This window comes from Noviherbaspirillum sp. (assembly GCF_035254865.1).
Lineage (GTDB): Bacteria > Pseudomonadota > Gammaproteobacteria > Burkholderiales > Burkholderiaceae_D > Noviherbaspirillum.
Map to the genome: position 1 here is coordinate 1 of NZ_DATFAF010000026.1, position 19,166 is coordinate 19,166.

Annotated in this window: 20 protein-coding genes; 12 read left to right on the plus strand and 8 right to left on the minus strand. The window is 59.2% G+C overall.

Features of this window, described 5'->3' with window-relative positions; genetic code table 11:
* Nucleotides 1–121: 121 nt before the first annotated feature.
* The 3 genes from VJ651_RS07645 to nth all read left to right on the plus strand — a co-directional run bounded on the left by VJ651_RS07645 (nt 122) and on the right by nth (nt 2,905).
* Complete coding sequence (locus VJ651_RS07645) at nt 122–1,357, plus strand: polyhydroxyalkanoate depolymerase (protein WP_136418469.1); 1,236 nt, start codon at nt 122–124, stop codon at nt 1,355–1,357.
* A 112-nt stretch (nt 1,358–1,469) separates the two neighbouring features.
* Complete coding sequence (gene rsxB / locus VJ651_RS07650) at nt 1,470–2,258, plus strand: electron transport complex subunit RsxB (protein WP_324106878.1); 789 nt, start codon at nt 1,470–1,472, stop codon at nt 2,256–2,258.
* Nucleotides 2,255–2,905: an endonuclease III gene (gene nth, locus VJ651_RS07655; protein WP_324106879.1), complete on the plus strand. Its 651-nt coding sequence runs from the start codon at nt 2,255–2,257 to the stop codon at nt 2,903–2,905. The genes rsxB and nth overlap by 4 nt, the downstream gene beginning before the upstream one ends.
* A 28-nt stretch (nt 2,906–2,933) precedes the next feature.
* Here nth and VJ651_RS07660 read toward each other — a convergent pair whose 3' ends face one another.
* Entirely contained in the window at nt 2,934–3,518 is a 585-nt protein-coding gene (locus VJ651_RS07660) for a malonic semialdehyde reductase (RefSeq protein ID WP_324106880.1), read from the minus strand.
* Nucleotides 3,519–3,654: 136 nt separating this feature from the next.
* Between VJ651_RS07660 and VJ651_RS07665 the strand changes: the two genes are divergently transcribed.
* The gene (locus tag VJ651_RS07665; protein WP_324106881.1) at nt 3,655–4,077 is read left to right on the plus strand and encodes a DUF1841 family protein; all 423 of its coding nucleotides are present in this window, start codon (nt 3,655–3,657) and stop codon (nt 4,075–4,077) included.
* A gap of 55 nt (nt 4,078–4,132) precedes the next feature.
* Here VJ651_RS07665 and VJ651_RS07670 read toward each other — a convergent pair whose 3' ends face one another.
* The 3 genes from VJ651_RS07670 to VJ651_RS07680 are packed head-to-tail and all read right to left on the minus strand — an operon-like array spanning nt 4,133 to nt 5,527.
* Nucleotides 4,133–4,639 carry an Hsp20/alpha crystallin family protein gene (locus VJ651_RS07670; RefSeq protein ID WP_324106882.1) on the minus strand — a complete coding sequence of 169 codons (507 nt, stop codon included), beginning with the start codon at nt 4,637–4,639 and terminating at the stop codon, nt 4,133–4,135.
* A gap of 47 nt (nt 4,640–4,686) precedes the next feature.
* A complete protein-coding gene (locus VJ651_RS07675; RefSeq protein WP_324106883.1) occupies nt 4,687–5,070 on the minus strand; it encodes an Hsp20/alpha crystallin family protein in 384 nt (127 codons plus the stop codon).
* A 16-nt stretch (nt 5,071–5,086) separates the two neighbouring features.
* Nucleotides 5,087–5,527, minus strand: coding sequence for an Hsp20/alpha crystallin family protein (locus VJ651_RS07680; RefSeq protein WP_324106933.1), 441 nt, complete (start codon nt 5,525–5,527; stop codon nt 5,087–5,089).
* Nucleotides 5,528–5,697: 170 nt separating this feature from the next.
* On the opposite strand from VJ651_RS07680, the gene VJ651_RS07685 reads away from it, so the two are divergent.
* Both VJ651_RS07685 and VJ651_RS07690 read left to right on the plus strand, forming a co-directional pair.
* Entirely contained in the window at nt 5,698–6,636 is a 939-nt protein-coding gene (locus VJ651_RS07685; protein WP_324106884.1) for a DnaJ C-terminal domain-containing protein, read from the plus strand.
* Nucleotides 6,637–6,639: 3 nt separating this feature from the next.
* Nucleotides 6,640–6,951, plus strand: coding sequence for a chaperone modulator CbpM (locus VJ651_RS07690; protein WP_324106885.1), 312 nt, complete (start codon nt 6,640–6,642; stop codon nt 6,949–6,951).
* 74 nt (nt 6,952–7,025) lie between these two features.
* Here VJ651_RS07690 and VJ651_RS07695 read toward each other — a convergent pair whose 3' ends face one another.
* The 3 genes from VJ651_RS07695 to VJ651_RS07705 form a co-directional block, all read right to left on the minus strand.
* Nucleotides 7,026–7,367: a cytochrome c gene (locus VJ651_RS07695; protein ID WP_324106934.1), complete on the minus strand. Its 342-nt coding sequence runs from the start codon at nt 7,365–7,367 to the stop codon at nt 7,026–7,028.
* 11 nt (nt 7,368–7,378) lie between these two features.
* A complete protein-coding gene (locus tag VJ651_RS07700) occupies nt 7,379–7,699 on the minus strand; it encodes a cytochrome c (RefSeq protein WP_324106886.1) in 321 nt (106 codons plus the stop codon).
* A 179-nt stretch (nt 7,700–7,878) separates the two neighbouring features.
* The gene (locus VJ651_RS07705; RefSeq protein ID WP_324106887.1) at nt 7,879–10,029 is read right to left on the minus strand and encodes a site-specific recombinase; all 2,151 of its coding nucleotides are present in this window, start codon (nt 10,027–10,029) and stop codon (nt 7,879–7,881) included.
* A gap of 103 nt (nt 10,030–10,132) precedes the next feature.
* On the opposite strand from VJ651_RS07705, the gene VJ651_RS07710 reads away from it, so the two are divergent.
* Genes VJ651_RS07710 through VJ651_RS07720 form a run of 3 tightly spaced genes read left to right on the plus strand, consistent with a single transcriptional unit; the run spans nt 10,133 to nt 12,766 of the window.
* Nucleotides 10,133–10,987, plus strand: a complete 855-nt coding sequence (locus tag VJ651_RS07710; protein ID WP_324106888.1) for a MoxR family ATPase — start codon at nt 10,133–10,135, stop codon at nt 10,985–10,987.
* 13 nt (nt 10,988–11,000) lie between these two features.
* Nucleotides 11,001–11,603, plus strand: a complete 603-nt coding sequence (locus VJ651_RS07715; protein WP_324106889.1) for a GNAT family protein — start codon at nt 11,001–11,003, stop codon at nt 11,601–11,603.
* Nucleotides 11,597–12,766, plus strand: a complete 1,170-nt coding sequence (locus VJ651_RS07720; RefSeq protein WP_324106890.1) for a hypothetical protein — start codon at nt 11,597–11,599, stop codon at nt 12,764–12,766. The genes VJ651_RS07715 and VJ651_RS07720 overlap by 7 nt, the downstream gene beginning before the upstream one ends.
* A gap of 147 nt (nt 12,767–12,913) precedes the next feature.
* Here the strand turns inward: VJ651_RS07720 and VJ651_RS07725 are convergent, their stop codons facing one another.
* Nucleotides 12,914–13,744 (minus strand): response regulator, encoded by an 831-nt coding sequence (locus VJ651_RS07725; RefSeq protein WP_324106891.1) that lies wholly within the window; start codon nt 13,742–13,744, stop codon nt 12,914–12,916.
* A 288-nt stretch (nt 13,745–14,032) separates the two neighbouring features.
* Between VJ651_RS07725 and VJ651_RS07730 the strand changes: the two genes are divergently transcribed.
* The 3 genes from VJ651_RS07730 to parC are packed head-to-tail and all read left to right on the plus strand — an operon-like array spanning nt 14,033 to nt 19,117.
* A complete protein-coding gene (locus VJ651_RS07730; RefSeq protein WP_324106892.1) occupies nt 14,033–16,021 on the plus strand; it encodes a DNA topoisomerase IV subunit B in 1,989 nt (662 codons plus the stop codon).
* Between the two features lie 4 nt (nt 16,022–16,025).
* Nucleotides 16,026–16,790: a transglycosylase SLT domain-containing protein gene (locus VJ651_RS07735; RefSeq protein ID WP_324106893.1), complete on the plus strand. Its 765-nt coding sequence runs from the start codon at nt 16,026–16,028 to the stop codon at nt 16,788–16,790.
* 14 nt (nt 16,791–16,804) lie between these two features.
* Nucleotides 16,805–19,117, plus strand: coding sequence for a DNA topoisomerase IV subunit A (gene parC / locus VJ651_RS07740; protein ID WP_324106894.1), 2,313 nt, complete (start codon nt 16,805–16,807; stop codon nt 19,115–19,117).
* Nucleotides 19,118–19,166 lie beyond the last annotated feature (49 nt).

Sequence of the window (19,166 nt, forward strand, 5' to 3'; positions counted from 1 at the left end):
CGACAACACTTCGGAAATATTTTTCTTGCGGAAATTTCCGAAAATTGCATATGATGCATTGCAGCAACGGATGTTTATCTGGAGAATCAAGCGCCACTGGTACCACTAGAAAGAGGCCACTATGCTTTACCAATTTCACGAGTTGAACCGCACTTTCCTGAACCCGCTCATTCAATGGGCAGAGGCTTCTGCCAAGCTGTTCACGAATCCGGTTTCCCCACTCGCCCACACGCCGTTCGCGCAGCGTATCGCGGCTGGCTACGAATTAATGTACCGACTCGGCAAGGACTACGAAAAGCCGGAATTCGGAATTAAGACCGTCCCCGTCAACGGCAAGTCCGTCGGTGTATTTGAAGAAGTCGCGGAACAAAGACCCTTCTGCCGCCTGATTCACTTCAAGAAGGACATGAGCGACAAGCAGGTCGCACAACTGAAGCAGCCGACGGTGCTGCTGGTCGCTCCGTTGTCGGGCCACCATTCGACGCTGTTGCGCGATACCGTGCGCGCCCTGCTGTCGAATCATGACGTGTACATCACCGACTGGACCGATGCACGCATGGTGCCGGCCAGCGAAGGTGCGTTCCACCTGCACGACTACATCTACTATGTTCAGGATTTCATCCGTCGCCTCGGTCCGGATCTGCATGTGATTTCGGTGTGCCAGCCGACCGTGCCTGTGCTCGCAGCGATTTCGCTGATGGCTACCGCCAACGATCCCAAGTTGCCGAAGACCATGACCATGATGGGCGGCCCGATCGACCCGCGCAAGTCGCCGACCGAAGTCAACGACCTCGCAACCAAGCGACCGTACTCCTGGTTCGAGAATCGGGTGATCTACAGCGTGCCGCCGAATTATCCCGGCTTCGGTCGCAAGGTCTATCCGGGCTTCCTGCAGCATGCCGGCTTTATCGCTATGAATCCGGGCCGTCATGCGCAAAGCCACTGGGACTTCTACATGCATCTGCGCGAAGGCGACAACGAGTCGGCGGAAGAACATCGCAAGTTCTATGACGAGTACAACGCCGTGCTCGACATGCCGGCCGAGTATTACCTCGAGACCATCAAGACCGTGTTCCAGGAGTTCCGTCTGCCGCTCGGCACCTGGGAGGTCGAAGGCAAGCTGGTGCGTCCGCAGGACATCAAGAACGTGGCGCTGCTGACCATTGAGGGCGAACTGGACGATATTTCCGGCGTCGGCCAGACGCAGGCGGCGCATGATCTGTGCTCCAGCATTCCGAAGTCGAAAAAACATCACTTCACTGCGGAAAAATGCGGTCACTACGGTATTTTCGCCGGCCGCCGCTGGCGCGAGATCATTTGCCCGAAGATCGGCGAATTCATCAAGACGAATTCCTGATCAGCCCTTCCCCGCAGGAGAAAGCCGTTCCCCGACCGGGCGAACGGCTTTTTTATTTATAGCCCGCGTGGTTTGTCGGATAATCCTGCTTTTACTTCCTGCAAAACCTGCCGTGTCATCAAACGCCAAATCGCTGGCCGACCAGATCGAAGACCTGTTGCCGCAAACGCAATGCACCAAATGCGGCTATCCTGCCTGCCGTCCCTACGCGGAGGCTGTCGCGAGCGGCGCGGCCGGATACAACCAGTGCCCTCCCGGCGGCGCCGAAGGCATCGCCCGGCTCGCCAGGCTGCTGGGCAAGCTAGTCATTCCGCTCAATCCCGTCAATGGCGTGGAACGGCCGCGCCCGGTCGCCGTCATCGACGAATCCTTGTGCATCGGCTGCACACTCTGCATCCAGGCCTGTCCGGTTGATGCCATCATCGGCGCGGCCAAGCAGATGCATACCGTGGTGCCAGACCTGTGCACCGGTTGCGATCTGTGTGTTGCGCCCTGCCCGGTCGACTGCATTGCGATGGTCGATGTCACGCCAGGGAAAACCGGCTGGGATGCATGGTCTCAGGCGCAGGCGGACGCGGCCCGCGCGCGGCACAATGCCCATGTGTTCCGCCTGCGACGCGACAAGGAAGAAAACGATGCGCGCCTCGCTGCCAAAGCTGCAGCCAAACTCAAGGCGGTAGAAGCCGAATCGACGCTGACGCCGGATGAAAAGGCGGCACAGGAGCGCAAGAAAGCGATCATTCAGGCGGCGATGGAACGTGCGCGCCAGAAGAAGGAGCAGATGGCCGCACAGGCCGCAGGCGCGACAGGCACCATAGGCGTGAGTGATGTCTCGCGCTCGGTAAAGAAGCAGATTGAAGAAATCAACGTCAAACTCGAAGACGTGAAAGACAACTCATGAACGCCGAAAAGCGCCTCGAGATTTTCAAACGTTTCCGCAAGGCGAATCCGCATCCGACAACGGAGCTGGAATTCACGACGCCATTCGAACTGCTGATTTCCGTGATCCTGTCTGCGCAAGCGACCGACGTCTCGGTCAACAAGGCCACGCGGCGGCTGTATCCGGTTGCCAACACGCCGGCGAAGATCTATGCCTTGGGGGTGGAGGGACTGACCGAATACATTCGCACCATCGGCCTGTATCGCACCAAGGCGAAGAATGTGATCGAAACCTGCCGTATCCTGCTTGAACAGCATCATGGCGAAGTACCGCGCTCGCGCGAAGCATTGCAGGCCCTACCCGGCGTCGGCCGCAAGACCGCGAACGTGGTCCTCAACACCGCATTCGGCGAGCCGACCATTGCTGTCGATACGCATATCTTCCGGGTATCCAACCGCACCGGCATCGCGCCGGGCAAGAACGTGGATGAGGTCGAGCAAAAGCTGCTGAAATACGTGCCGGAGGAATTCCGGCACGACGCGCATCATTGGCTGATCCTGCACGGCCGCTACATCTGCGTTGCACGCAAGCCGCAATGCTGGAACTGCCTCATCGCCGATCTGTGCGAGTACAAGGACAAGACGCCCTTGCCGGAGAAAGGCGTTTGACCGCGCAGGCGGCGCGGCAAACCTTCCCTTAATCGATCCTGCACGCTTCCTCGAACGCGAGGCGCGGCCCTCTGGGATACAGCTTGCTTGTGTCGCCGTAGCCGAGGCTGCACACGAAGTTTGCCTTGATCGGGGTGCCGGAGAAAAAGGCTTCATTGATCCTGGCCGCATCGAAGCCCGACATCGGCGCGCAGTCCAGTCCGAGCGACCGCGCAGCCATGATAAGGTAGGCACCCTGCAAGGATGAATTGCGCATGGCAGTGTTCGCGATCACTTCCGGCTTGCCCGCGAACCAGGAACGTGCACTTGGATTGTGCGGAAACAATTGCGGCAATTTTTCGTAAAACTCCATGTCCATGCCGATGATCGCGGTGACGGGTGCCGTCCTCGTCTTTTCAAGATTTCCCGGGTCCATGCAAGCCAGCAGCTTTTCCTTCGCCTCCGGCGACTGCACGAAGACGATCCGTGCCGGGCTGCAGTTGGCCGAGGTCGGCCCCCATTTCATCAAATCGTAAATCTGGCGCAATTGCTCGTCGGAGACCGGCATGTCGCGCCAGCCGTTGTGGGTCCGCGCAGTGCGGAACAGAGTATCGAGTGCAGTATCATTCAACATGATGAGTTCCATTTTTGATGGTTCGGTTTTCCTCGCGCTCGTGATGCAAGGAATGTTTCCCATGTTATAGGAATCCGCGCTGCCGAGCTTGTGCCGGTACAATATGCGGCTTTCCTCTGCTTCATTTTCCTGAACGATGTTTAACCCTTCGCAGCACGACGTTCGACGTTTTTTTTGCGAAACCTATCGCAAGACCAGAGCCAATGAGATCCTGACGCCCATGGAGGCCGTCGCGCGTGACTGGATCATGCAGCACGAGGAATATTGGGAAGCGCTGGCCGAGGTGGAGGCGGCATTGGCGAAGGATTACTCTGTGGAGAGCGGACAAACCAATCCGTTTCTGCATCTGGCCATGCATTTGTCGATCGCCGAACAAATCTCGATCGACCAGCCCAAGGGTATACGCGCCGCCTTCCTGTCGCTGGCGCAAAGGCTGGGTTCCGAGCACGAGGCACATCATCAGATGATGGAATGCCTCGGCGAGATGATCTGGAATTCGCAGCGCAATGGTTTGCCTCCGGACGGCGTCGCGTATGTCGAATGCGTGAAGCGCCGCTGAGCACGGCTCGGCGAAACCAGGGCGATCCCGCAGGAACGCCCTCTGCAAACGTTTATCAATCGACCTTTACCGTCCGCTTGTGCGGTTTGTCTTCTTCCATCTTGGGAAGTTCCACCCGCAACACGCCATTCTTGTAACTGGCCTTGGCCTGGTCAGCCAGAACAGGGGCATGCAGGGGAACGACACGCCGGAAGCTGCCGTACGCGCATTGCAGCACGCGATACCGCCCTTCCGTGTCTTCCCGCTCGAAGCGTTTTTCCCCTCGCACGATCAGGGCATCTCCTTGCACTTCGATGTCCAGGTCGTTCTTGTCCAGGCCAGGCACCTCAATGCGCACAACCAGGCGCTTGTCGTCTTCGAACACATCGCCGCCGAGCATCGACCAGCCCATCGAAGGAATGAAAAACGCATCGTCGATATCGCTCTTGGCGGGAAGATTCGTCTGTACGCTGGGCTTGAATCCGGTGATCGCACTGGAGGCCGATTGACGCAGATGCTGCCAGCCTTCAGCGACCGAATCCCAGAAAGACGACCAGCCTTGCTTGATCTCTTCGAGTCTCATCGCTTTCCTCCATTGAATCAAAAGACTGCCGCCGCAACGGCCGTCAATCAAGCAACCCTGATGTCGATCTTGCGCGGCTGGGCATGTTCGGCCTTCGGAATGCGCAGCTTGAGCACGCCGTTCTTGAATTCCGCCGATGCCTTTTCGCTGTCCAGTTCGCGCGACAAGGTAAACACGCGGCGATAGCGCGGCAGCCTGACCTCAACATGGCTCGATTCGATTTCCGTCGGCGCGTTCAGCTCCACTTCGCCTTCGATCGTCAGCGTTTCCGCTTCCAGTTGCAGGTTCAGCTTGTCCTTCGGCACACCCGGGAGATCGGCAAACAAGGTGATACCGGAAGCGTCTTCGATCACATCGACCGGCGGCAGCAATGCCGCCTCGGAACGGACATTTCCGTTCGTCGTTTTCGTCACATTCGTGTTCTCGTTCATGATGTTTCCTCCTTGCTTACTGAATGGAAATACGGCGCGGCTGGGCAGATTCACGGCGCTTGATGCTGATGTGCAGCACGCCGTCCTTGTACTGCGCGGAGACGCCGCTCGGATTGACATCGTCTTCCGGCAGATTGACTACACGCCGGAAAGGTCCGGCAAAGCGCTCGTTGATGTGTACCGCAGCCTTCTGGTTTTCGCCAGGCAGATCAGCCGCACGCTCGCCTGAAATCGTGAGTACGCCGCGCTCCAGCTGGACCTCGATGCTGGCCGGATCCAGCCCGGGCGCAAATGCGTACAACTCCACCGATTGCTGCGTGCCGCCCACGTTCAGCGCCGGGAAGCCGCCTCGGCCGATACCGCGGATACTCGGCCCGGTTTCAATCGCCTGCTGCATTTCACGTTGCAGCCGGTCAAGTTCGGCAAACACGTCGCGAGGGAATATCGATCGATACATCATTTCGTCCTCCTGTCATGTCGGGTTTCGCAAAGATGGCCGACTTCGTGGGCAGTCGACCGGTATGGTCAACATATGTGCCGATGAAAGGAATTCAATACCTTGATTTGAGGCTGGTCCGGCACCATTATGGAAACAGGCGAAGCAACAAAAGTAGAAGGAGAATCCGCTTGGAATTCAAGGACTACTACCAGACACTGGGCGTTGCCCGGGATGCGGCGGCGGACGAGATCAAGAAATCTTTCCGCCGTCTTGCGCGCAAATACCATCCGGACGTCTCGAAGGAGCCGGATGCGGAAGCGCGCATGAAGGAACTCAATGAGGCTTTCGCGGTGCTGTCGGATCCCGAAAAACGGGTGGCCTATGACCAGCTTGGGCAGCGCCATCATGCCGGAGAGGAATTCCGTCCGCCACCGGACTGGGATGCCGGCTTCGAATTCTCCGGACGGGGCTTTTCCGGCCCGGAAGGCGCCGATTTCAGCGACTTCTTTTCCGAGTTGTTCGGCGGCCGCATGCGCGGCGCGAGCGGTGCGCATTTTCACGCTCGCGGTGAAGATCATCATGCGAAGGTCATGCTTGACCTGGAAGACGCCTACCACGGTGCCTCGCGGACATTGTCATTGCGCGTTCCACGCACCGACCAGCACGGTCGCGTGACGCTGGCGGAGCACACGCTCGATGTGCGCATTCCGAAGGGCGTTCGCGAAGGCCAGCTCATCCGCCTTGCCGGACAAGGAGCGCAAGGCTCCGGCGGAGGGCAAGCGGGCGATCTGTACCTGGAGGTGCACTTCAATCCGCATTCGCGCTATCGCATCGAGGGACGGGATGTTTATGCAAGCCTGCCGATTGCGCCCTGGGAGGCGGCTTTGGGTGCAAGCGTCAAGGCGCCCGTTCCGGATGGCACCGTCGAGATACGCATTCCCGAAGGGTCGCAGTCAGGCCGCAAACTGCGCCTGAAGGGCCGCGGAATCCCGGGGTCGCCGCCGGGCGACCTCTATCTTGTGATGGAAGTCGTCGTCCCCCCCGCCGACAATCCGAAGGCGCGCGACTTTTATCAGACCATGGCACGCGAACTCGCGTTCAACCCACGTCAGGCATTGGGAGTGTGAACGATGGCGCAAGAACTGATTGGACTGCTCATGGAGGATGTCCGGCTCTCAGTGGACGAGCTTGCGGCAAGTTGTACGGTCAGCCGGGAATGGATCGTCGAGCATGTGCAGGCAGGCGTGCTTGCCGTCCAGAACGAACAGGATCCAAGCCGCTGGTCCTTCACCGGACAGGACTTGTTGCGCACGCGCCGCCTTTATGAACTGGAGCGCAATTTCGACGCCAATCCCGAATTGGCCGGATTGGTGGCCGATCTCTTCGACGAACTGGAACGGCTGCGCGCCCGATTGCGGGGTGCGGGATTGCCGATGGATTGAGTTTCCCGCTGCTCATTCCAAAAAGCAAAAAGCCACGACAAGCGTGGCTTTTTGCATAGCAGGTGTGTGCGGGCTTACTTGCGCAGTACCAGCGAGCCCGGCAGGCTGTGCAGGTAGGCGGCGATATTCTGGATATCCGCTCTCGACAGCTGCTTGGCTTGTCCGCCCATGATCGCGTTGCCGCGTCCATTGGCGCCGTCCGCGCCGCGCTGGTAGGCGATCAGCGCATGCTCCAGATAATCCTGGTGCTGACCTGCCAGCTTCGGATAGCTCGGATCGACCGGCGAGTTGAAATCCTTGCCATGGCAGGCGGCACAATTGAATTTTTCCGTGGCGGCCTTGCCGGCGTCGATATTGCCGCCCGCAAAGGCGTTAAACGACATCAGTACGGCCGCGCCTGCGAGAATCTTCTTCATCATGGGTCCCCTTATTTCTGCTGAGCGTAATAAGCCGCGACGTCGGCGATATCCTGATCCGACAGGCCGGCCGCGATGCCGCGCATGCTGGGGTTCTTGCGATCGCCTTTCTTGTAGGCGTTGAGCGCGCTTTGGATGTACTTGGCGTTCTGACCGCCCAGCATCGGAACCTGGTACACCTCGGGGAATGAAGCCTTGTAGCCCGGGATGCCGTGGCAGCCGATGCACATTGCAACCTTGTTTTCTGCTGCCTTGGCGTTGCCGACGACGTCCGCGGCTGCGGCGACGCTTGCAAGACCAGCGAGCGCGAGGAACGCAAATAGTTTTTTCATGGTAGCTGGGAATAAATGAGTACAAGATTCATAAACCTATCCGCAAGAAATCCAGCCCGCGAAAACCGGCTCGAATCACTTACGGATAGGCTTTTGGCGCGTTTTGTAGGTGTTGCTCCGACGCACCAAATCGCCTAATTCTACATTGATATTGCCGGATCGTCCACGGCGCCCCAGATTCATGAGCGCCCGCTCTTGGATTGCCTGAGGTCTTCCTCCGCTTCGCCGGGAGCTGCCGGGGATGACGACGTTGGGAGCACGGTGACGCTTGCCAGGCTCTTCTCGGGAAGCAGGAAGAAACGCGGCGAACCGATAAAGCGCTTCAGCACTGCACGAAAAGCCACGCGCCTGACCCGCATCGGCACGTCGCGCGCATGCAAGGCCAGTCCCAATGCACACCCGAAAGCCACGCCGATGTTCAGTATTCCGGTCAAGGTAACGCCACCGACGGCCAGCCAGAAGTCTGTCGTGGTCACCGCGCTCCAGCCGAGGCCGCTGACTGCGGCTGCAAGCGTGCCGGTCGCCAGCGTCACGTGCCGCACGTCGAGCGGCAGGCCGAAGAATTGAAGCAGTACCGGCGACATCCCCAAGAGCAGCGCCAGAGAGAGATTGCCGACAATGCCGGCCACATGCCGCTCCAGCCAATTGGCCAGGCGCTCTACCCTTGCCTGACCGAGCGCGTGAACCAGACGTCGATGATGCGCCATCGCTTCACGCATGTTGTGCAGCGCGAACCAATTGTCGGCGAATCCGGCGCTCAGGCTCGATAGCCAGAGCAAGACGCCAGTGAAGGCGGCAAATACCGGCGTGACGCCAAGCATCGACAGTCCCTGCAGGCTGGCATGGGCCTTTTCCGGCTCCATGATCGGGTTTCCAGAGACCAGCCAGAACAGCAGGGAAACCGCGGTCATGGCGGGGACGATGGACACCACATTGCCGAACACTGCAGCCGCCTGCGCGCGCAACAGGCCGGCAATTTCATCGAGAAGCTTGCGCATGCCGTCTGCAGTGCCGAGTGCCTGCATCTTTGATGCGAGCGTCGGTGCGGTAATCGCCGGCTGCCTGGCGGCCAGCGTCCCGCCAAGCGCGGAAATCGCGAGAAAGCCGGCCGCATAGTTCAGTGAGACGAACACACCTTCGAAAAAGCGGGCAACGCCGGCCGCAGGAATCGCCGCCTTCAGCAGCACGGTAAACACACTGACCACGCCGCCGCGGCAGGCGGCCTTGAACATCGCCCAGTACTCGGCGCGATCACGCGCGGCATATTGTTCGCCGCGATCGGCATTGCGCTCGACCATCTTGCGAGCCAGCAGGGAAAAACTGCGGCTGATCAGGCCGCGAACCGACGAGCGCCGGTGATGCGCCTCGATCAGGTCGACCAGCAGCGCCTGCACCGGCGCCGTCAATTGCGCATCCGGCGGTGCCGAGCGCAAGTCGATCAGCCGCGCCATCCGCGTGAGCTGCGCCCGCATCCGCTCGACTCGGTAAACCAGCCCAACCGACACGCCGTATTCGTCAAGATGCATGTAGATGCGATCGGTTTGCGCCTGGCATACCGCGACCAGCATGCGTACGCTGCGCAATGCCGCTTCATCATGCGCTCCGGCCATCAGGTATTTTTCCAGTTCGCGCTGCAGGGCCATGAACGGGGTCGCCTTCAAGGGTACATGCGGCTCCAATCGCTGCCGGAATTCCGGGCTGATGCCGACCGCGATGATCATCGATACCAGGTAGGTCAGCGCTTCATCGATCTGCTGAACAAAGTTGTGCGCGATGCCGTCGTCGGCGCAGAGCTTCCAGACGCGCACCAGGGTCTTGTGGTCCAGTCCGATCAGCCACTCGGCATCGGACGGGTCCGGGAACATCGCCGTAAACAAGGTGGACAGATCGCGTCGCGACGGCGCTTTCGGCAGCAGTGCCTTGCCGACGCGTTCCGACAGTTCGCCAAAAAATGCCGGTTCGTGCGGCAAACCCGTGGCGCAGAACAGTTCCGGGCCGACCGCTTCGCGCAAGGTCTTTTGCAGAGTCGTCTGCACCACCCGTCGCACCTCGCGGTGGCTGTCCAGCCAGTCGAGCAGGAAACGGGTGCGTTGATGCTTGATGCGTCTCCACGCGTGCGCGTCAAGATTCGATCGCGGCGGATCGCGTCTGAGCCAATCGGCCACATCAGTCATCCAGTTCGCGCGTTCGGTCCAGGCCGCGAATGGGTTGGCGCGCCGCATCAGCACCTCGATCTGGGCAATGTATTGCAGGTGATGCTCATTATGACGGGGTGATGTCCGGCGAAAACGTCGCCACATCACCCATAGCTTCAACAGGGAAATTTTCATGGAATACTTAAAATGCAGGGGGAAAAGGCGTGGCTGCGATTCCAGCCTGGATTATCTTTCTCGCTTATACTTGGTTTTATTTTCATCTTGATGACACAACGCTATGCGACAAGAAACTCGCTTCGAAGGTTCCCAAAATTATGTTGCAACCAACGATTTGAAACTTGCGGTCAATGCTGCATTGACGCTGCAACGTCCATTGCTGATCAAGGGTGAGCCCGGCACCGGCAAGACCATGCTGGCCGAGGAAGTGGCCGCGGCGCTCGGCATGCCGCTGCTGCAATGGCATATCAAATCGACGACCAAGGCGCAGCAAGGCTTGTATGAATACGACGCGGTATCGCGCTTGCGCGACTCGCAACTGGGCGACGAGCGGGTAAAGGATATTCACAACTACATCGTCAAGGGCGTGTTGTGGCAGGCATTCACGTCGGAACAGCAAGTGGTGCTGCTGATCGACGAAATCGACAAGGCCGACATTGAATTCCCGAACGATCTGCTGCGCGAACTCGACCGCATGGAGTTCTATGTGTACGAAACACGCGAACTGGTGAAGGCCAAGAATCGCCCGCTGGTGATCATCACATCGAACAACGAGAAGGAATTGCCGGACGCCTTCCTGCGCAGGTGTTTCTTCCATTACATCCGTTTCCCCGACAAGGACACGATGCAGCAGATCGTCGATGTGCATTTCCCGCAATTGAAGAAGGATCTGCTGGCGCAGGCGCTGCAGACTTTCTACGAAGTACGCGAAGTGGCCGGCTTGAAAAAGAAGCCCTCGACCTCCGAGCTGCTGGACTGGCTGAAACTGCTGCTGGCCGAGGACATTCCTCCGGACGCCCTGCGCAGCAAGGATGCGAAAACCATCGTGCCTCCGCTGCATGGCGCGCTGCTGAAGAACGAACAGGATGTGCATCTGTTCGAGCGCCTGGTCTTCATGTCGCGCACGAATCGCTGATCGGATAGCGGTCATGGCCTTTGTCGATGCGGTCACGCTGAATGGCCGGCATGCCACGCTGGAACCGTTGGCACTGGAACACGAAGAAGAGATCAAGCTGGCCGCTGCCGATGGCGAGCTGTGGAACCTCTGGTTCACGACGGTGCCAAGACCGGAAGGCGTGCGCAACTACATCGAGCAATTGATTGCGCAGCGAGAACGAGGCGAGGTGCTCGCCTTCGCGGTGCGCGACAACGAGAGCGGCCGGATCGTGGGCGGCACACGCTATCTGCATATCGACGAAAACAATCGTCGCCTTGAAATCGGCGGCACCTGGTACGCGCAACGGGCGCAACGCACGGCCATCAATACCGAGTGCAAGTTGATGCTGCTGACGCATGCATTTGAAAAGCTGCGCTGCATTGCGGTGGAGTTCCGCACCGACTGGTTCAACAAGCGTTCACAGGCGGCGATCGAGCGGCTCGGCGCCAGGCGTGACGGCGTATTGCGCAACCATATCATCATGCCCGACGGGCGCATTCGCGATTCGGTGGTCTACAGCGTGATCCAGAACGAGTGGCCCGGCGTGAAAAAGAACCTGCTGTACAAACTGGAAGCCGGAGGGCTGACATGTTGATCGATTTTTTCTTTACCCTCAAAGACGCGAAGATCCCGGTGTCGATCAAGGAATTCCTGATCCTGCTGGAAGCCATGCAGAAAAACGTCATCAGCCCGTCGCTGGACGATTTCTATTTCCTGTCGCGCACCACCCTGGTCAAGGACGAAGCCCACTACGACAAGTTCGACAAGGCATTCGGACTGTACTTCAAGGGTATCGATGCGATCTTCGAGAAGCATCCGGACATCCCGCTCGAATGGCTGAAGAAGCGCATGGAGCGCGATCTCACGCCCGAGCAGATCGCGGCGATCGAGAAGTTCGGCTACGACAAGCTGATGGACCGGCTGAAGGAATTGCTGAAGGAGCAGAAGGAACGCCACGAAGGCGGCAACAAATGGATAGGCACCGGCGGCACTTCGCCGTTCGGCAATGGCGGACAAAACCCGGAAGGCATCCGGATCGGCGGCGAAGGCGGCAATCGCACTGCGGTGAAAGTCTGGGAGGCGCGTGCTTATCGGGATTACGACGATGAGCGCGAACTCGGCACACGCAACATCAAGGTCGCCCTGCGCCGCCTGCGCAAATTTGCGCGTGAAGGCGCGGAAGATGAACTGGCGCTCGACGACACGATACGCGCGACCGCCAACAATGCCGGCTATCTCGACATCAAGATGCAGCCGGAGCGCAAGAACAACATCAAGGTGCTGATGCTGCTGGATGTGGGCGGCACGATGGATGACCATATCGCGCGTACTGAAGAACTGTTTTCGGCGTCGAAAACCGAATTCAAGAACATGGAATTCTTCTACTTCCATAACTGCGTTTACGACTACTTGTGGAAGAACAATCGGCGCCGTCACGCGGAACGTTTTCCGACCTGGGACATCCTGCGCAAATACACGCCGGATACCAAGCTGATTTTCGTCGGCGATGCGACGATGAGCCCGTATGAAATCCTGCAGCCGGGCGGCTCGGTGGAATACAACAACGAGGAAGCCGGCGCCGAATGGCTGCAGCGTTTTACCAGCACCTTCCCGAAATTCATCTGGCTGAATCCGGAACCGGAAGGTTTATGGCAATACCGTCAGTCGATCTCCATCGTCCGGCAACTGATGAACAATCGAATGTTCCCGGTCACGATCGAAGGGCTGGAACGCGGCATGCGCTTGCTGAGCAAGTAGCTGGATTGTCCACGGAAAGCACAGAAGACACGGAAAAAATTCAAGGCTGCGGATTGTGGCGATGCTCCGTACGCTGCGTCACATGCGGCGGCCTGGTCTTCCTTGAATATTTCCGTGTCCTTCGTGTGCTCCGTGGACCAATAACTATCAACGCGGAAACGGAAGAAATTTCCTCAGCGCAGTGATCAAGTGATGGCTGGCGAGCGGCTTGTTGAGAAAACCGTCCGCGCCGACGTAATTTGCCTGCTGCAGGTCGTACACGAAGGGTTTGCTGACCAGGAAAATCACCGCGATCTTGATCGGCGAATCCTTTTCCTTGATGGCCCAGGACAGGCGGTAAGGATCAATGCCGGGCGTGGAAGTATTGATGAGCACGGCCGAGATCGGCTCTTGCTTGCACAATTCAACCGCCTCGACTTCACTGTTGACCCACACCACCCGCGTCTGCTGGCGCGCCAACAGGTCGGAGAGGTAGTCGCGCAGCGCGGGGCTTTTATCGACAACCAGTACAATCCCGTCGCTGCGTACCTTGGAGCGCATTTTTTCGTATTCGACGGGGTCAGTGAGATCCAGATCCAGGCGGTCGCGCCGCCGGCGTTCCGGCACGGTCACGATATCGGATGCTTCCAGTCGCGACAGCGCGTCGGCCCGCCTTTCGACCAGATTGTCGATCGCTTCGAACAGCGCCGGCCATTCGAACGGACGATCGATCCGCGCATACGGCAGCTCCACGCCGGGCCGGCCGATCAGCAGGGCGGGCCGGACATCGCTCGGTCGCAAGTCGGCAAGGCTGACCAATGCCTTCAATTCGTCTGCATTGGCGATATACAGGTCCGGATCCTGCAGGTTGCCGTCCTCGAGACGAAAATAGCCGTAGTTCTTGCCTTCCTCGTTTGCAAAGGCGTTTTCGAATGCCAGTATTTCCTGCAAGGAAAATCCGATCAGTCGTACGGCGAAGGGGAAATTATGGGACGACATGGGGTTTCATTTTATAAAGATTTTGCCCTGTTGCACTACATTAATTGCAGGATAAACATCACGCCGGCAATATTCTTCGGCTTGAGTTTCCAAACTACAACAGCGAACCGTTCCCCAGCTTCCGGTCGGCACCCGCCGTCCGGCTTTTTCCGGCCCGTATTGGAAGTGGCATCATTGCCCCCACATTAGTTCACGCGCAGCCAGCTCTGATTTTTCATTAGAATGCTGTGACTTATGTTTAAATACATTCCCTCAAGCAATAACAGCATTTTTGGCGTCCTCATCTGAATGGCAACTAGAAAATCCTCCGCATCCGATTACAGCGAATCGTCTATCCGGGTTCTGAAAGGACTCGAACCGGTCAAGCAGCGCCCGGGCATGTACACCCGCACCGAAAACCCGCTGCATATCATCCAGGAAGTGATCGACAACGCGTCGGACGAAGCGCTGGGCGGCTTTTGCAAGAATGTCTCGGTGACGCTCAATACCGATGGCAGCGTCAGTATCGAAGACGATGGCCGCGGCATCCCGGTCGGCTTGCATCCGGAAGAAAAAGTACCGACGGTAGAAATCGTGTTCACGCGCTTGCACGCGGGTGGCAAATTCGACAAAGGGTCGGGCGGCGCGTATTCCTTTTCTGGCGGCCTGCATGGCGTCGGCGTCTCCGTCACCAATGCACTGTCCTCGCGCCTGGAAATCACTGTCTGGCGTGAAGGCGGCGAGCACAAGCTCACCTTTGGCGACGGTGACGTGATTGAAAAACTGAAGTCGCGCCCCCTGGCGAAAGACGAGCGGCGATCCGGCACGCGCGTCACGGTCTGGCCGAATCCGAAATACTTCGACTCATCCGCCATTCCTGGCGCGGAATTGCAGCGGCTGTTGCGTTCCAAGGCAGTGCTTCTACCCGGCGTCAAGGTGACCCTCACCAATGCCAAGACCGGCGACACGCAAACCTGGCAGTACGATCAGGGCCTGCGCGGTTATCTGGTCGAATCGCTGGCACAGTCCTCCAACGCCGACCCGCTGATTCCCTTGTTTGAAGGCGAGCAATATGCCAGCGGCGAGACCGATGGCTTCGCGGAAGGCGAAGGCGCGGCATGGGTGGTCGCCTGGACGGAAGAAGGCAATGTGGTGCGCGAGTCCTACGTCAACCTGATTCCGACTCCGGCCGGCGGCACGCATGAAGCCGGCTTGCGCGAAGGCTTGTTCGGCGCGGTGAAGAGTTTCGTCGAAATGCATTCGATGCTGCCCAAGGGCGTGAAGCTGCTGCCGGAAGACGTGTTCGCACGCGTTTCTTTCGTGCTGTCGGCCAAGGTGCTTGATCCGCAGTTCCAGGGGCAGATCAAGGAACGGCTGAATTCGCGCGACGCGGTACGCCTGATTGCGACCTTCACCCGGCCCGCGCTGGAATTGTGGTTGAACCATCACGTCGACTATGGCAAGAAGCTGGCCGACCTGGTGATCAAGCAGGCGCAATCTCGCCTGCGCTCCGCGCAGAAGGTCGAGAAGAAGAAATCCTCCGGCGTTGCGGTGCTGCCGGGCAAGCTGACCGATTGTGAATCGGATGACGTGAGCCGCAATGAACTCTTTCTGGTCGAGGGCGACTCGGCAGGTGGTTCGGCCAAGATGGGCCGCGACAAGGAATTCCAGGCCATCCTGCCCCTGCGCGGCAAGGTGCTCAATTCCTGGGAAACCGAACGCGACCGCCTGTTCGCAAATAACGAAATTCATGACATCGCGGTGGCTATCGGCGTCGATCCGCACGGACCGAACGACACACCGGACCTGACCGGTCTGCGCTACGGCAAGATCTGCATCCTGTCCGACGCGGACGTGGACGGCTCGCACATTCAGGTCTTGCTGCTGACCCTGTTCTTCAAGCACTTTCCGCAACTGATCGCGCGTGGGCACATCTGCGTTGCGCGCCCTCCGCTGTTCCGGGTCGACGCGCCGGCGCGCGGCAAGAAGCAGGCGCAAAAGCTCTACGCGCTGGACGATGGCGAACTGACGGCGATCGAAGACAAGCTGCGCAAGGACGGTGTGAAGGATGGCGCATGGACCATCTCACGCTTCAAGGGTCTGGGCGAAATGAATGCCGAACAGTTGTGGGAAACCACGATGAATCCGGATACGCGCCGCTTGCTGCCGGTATCGCTGGGCGACTTCGATCTCGCTGCATCGGAATTGCGCTTCAATATGCTGATGGGCAAAGGCGAGGCAGCCGCACGGCGCGCCTGGCTGGAGGAACACGGCAACGAAGCCGAAGCGGATATCTGATCCGATGCGACTGAAAAAGGCCATCGCCACGCTATGCCTGGGTATCGCGTCCGCGTTCGCGCACGCCGATATCTATGGCTATATCGACGCGAATGGCACGGGGCATTTTTCAACCGAGAAGATCGATGAGCGCTATCGGCTCTTCCTGCGTGGCAGCGCTTCGTTCGATTCTTCGCAACTTGCGCCATCCGCTGTGCCTTCGCAACAGACACCGCTGCTTGGATATCTGTCGCGGCATCCGAATCTGCAAAAGTACGAGACGCTGCTCGATGCGGCGGCGCAGGAATTCGAAATCGATCCCGCGCTGCTGAAGGCGGTAATGGCTGCCGAGTCCGGCTTCGACACGCACGCCGTGTCGGCGAAGGGCGCCGTTGGCCTGATGCAGATCCTGCCCGCGACGGCGGAACGCTATGGCCTGCAAGGCGACAAAAAGAAAACGCTTGAGCAGAAATTGACCGATCCGAAGACCAACATCCGTCTCGGCGCGCGCTATCTGCGCGACTTGCACAAGCTGTTTCCATCCCGGCCGGAACTGGTGATCGCATCGTATAACGCGGGCGAAGGCGCGGTGCAGAAGTACAACAATGCGATTCCGCCATACCCTGAAACCCGCAGCTACGTGCAGATCGTGAAACAGTTTTACCAGCTATACCGGCCCGCGGCGCAGGCGCTTGCCATCGCCGCGCTCACTGACAATGCGACGACCACCCGCCGTATCCACATGACGATTCCCGGACGCCGGAACATGCCGGCGCCCACACTCGAATAATTCGCACAACCGCAATGACTGAACAAGCCAACCTGTTTGAAGACGTGCCGTCCGGAGACGGCGAAGCGCTGACTCTTGCCACCTTTGCCGAGCGCGCCTATCTCGACTACGCGATCTCGGTGGTCAAGGGCCGCGCCCTGCCTGATGTATGCGACGGCCAGAAACCGGTGCAGCGCCGCATCCTGTACGCGATGAACGAACTCGGCCTGAATTCGACCGCTAAGCCGCGCAAGTCCGCAGCCGTGGTCGGCGATGTGTTGGGCAAATTGCATCCGCATGGCGACCAGTCGGTGTACGACGCGCTGGTGCGCATGGCGCAGGATTTCTCGCTGCGTTATCCATTGATCGACGGCCAGGGCAACTTCGGCTCGCGCGATGGCGACGGTGCGGCGGCAATGCGTTATACGGAAGCGCGCCTGACGCCGATTTCCCGCTTGCTGCTCGATGAAATCGACATGGGCACCGTGGATTTCCAGCCGAACTACGACGGATCGACCGAGGAGCCGAAGCTGCTGCCGGCGCGCCTGCCCTTCGTGCTGCTGAACGGCGCATCGGGGATTGCGGTGGGTCTTGCCACGGAAATCCCGTCGCATAACCTGACTGAAGTCGCCAAGGCTGCAGTCACGATGATCCGCAATCCGAAAATCACGCATGCGGAGCTGATGGAAATCATCCCCGGGCCGGACTTCCCCGGCGGCGGGCAGATCATTACGCCAACCTCGGCGATTGCGGAGATGTACGAGAATGGCCGCGGCACCTTGAAGGTACGCGCGCGCTGGAAGATTGAAGATCTTGCGCGCGGCCAGTGGCAGGCGGTGGTCACCGAACTTCCACCAGGCACCTCTGCGCAAAAAGTGCTGGAAGAAATCGAGGAGTTGACCAATCCGAAGGTCAAGCTGGGCAAGAAGTCGCTGCTGCCGGATCAACTGACGATGAAACAGATGATCCTGTCGGTGCTCGACACCGTGCGCGATGAATCGGGCAAGGATGCGCCGGTACGCCTGGTATTCGAACCCAAGTCGAAGAACCAGGACCAGACCGAATTCATGAACATTCTGCTGGCCCATACTTCGCTGGAGACCGGCACATCGATCAACCTGGTGATGATCGGCGGCGACGGCCGGCCGCGTCAAAAGGGACTGGGCCAAATCCTGCGCGAGTGGATCGAGTTCCGCTTTGCGACGATGACCCGCAGGACGCAATTCCGCCTGCAGAAGGTCGACGACCGCATTCATATTCTCGAAGGTCGCGAAGCGGTCCTGCTGAACATCGACAAGGTCATCAAGATCATCCGCGAATCGGATGAGCCGAAGCCGGCGCTGATGAAGGCATTCAACCTATCCGACCGGCAGGCGGAAGACATCCTCGAAATCCGGCTGCGCCAGTTGGCTCGACTGGAAGCGATCAAGATCCAGCAGGAACTGGCCGAATTGCGCAACGAGAAGACCGGTTTGCATGATCTGCTCGACAATCCGTCCTCCATGAAACGCCTCGTCATCAAGGAAATCGAAGCGGATGCAAAGCAGTTCGGCGACGCACGCCGCACGCTGATCGAGGAAGCCGAGCGCGCCGTGTTCGAGCAAAAGGTGCAGGATGAACCGGTCACCGTCGTCGTCTCGAAGAACGGCTGGGTGCGCGCACGCACCGGCCATGGCCACGACCCCGCACAGTTCACCTTCAAGGCTGGCGACAGCCTTTACAGCACCTTCGAATGCCGCACAGTGGATAACCTGCTCGCCTTCGGTTCCAACGGCCGCGTCTACTCTGTCGCCGTCTCTGTCCTGCCGGGCGCGCGCGGCGATGGCGTGCCGCTCACAAGCCTGATCGAACTGGCCAGCGGCACGCGTTTGCTGCATTACTTCGCCGGTCCGTCGGATACGCTGCTGATGCTCGCATCGACTGCAGGTTACGGCTTTACCGCAAAGGCGGGCGACATGGTCAGCCGCGTCAAGGCCGGCAAGGCATTCATGACGCTGGATGAAGGCGACGAGCCGGTGACGCCGCGCGTCGTCGGCGCCGATGCCAGCGCCATTGCCTGCCTGTCCGAAAAGGGGCGCCTGCTGGTCTTCGGCCTGGATGAAATCAAGACCCTGTCCGGCGGCGGACGCGGCGTAATCCTGATGGAACTGGAGAAGAACGAGAAGCTGCTTGCCGCACAAGCGATCAGCCAGAAAGGCGTGATCGTGTCCGGCATCGGGCGTGGCGGCAAGGCGCAGGAAATCACGCTGTCCGCGTCATCGCTCGCAAATCATATTGGCAAGCGCGCCCGCAAGGGCAAGACGCTGGAATCGAAGATCAAGCCGGCTGCGCTGACGGCAGTGAGATAAGGGAGCACTCTGGTTACGCGCCGGATTGGCGCGTAACCGTCCTCACCAT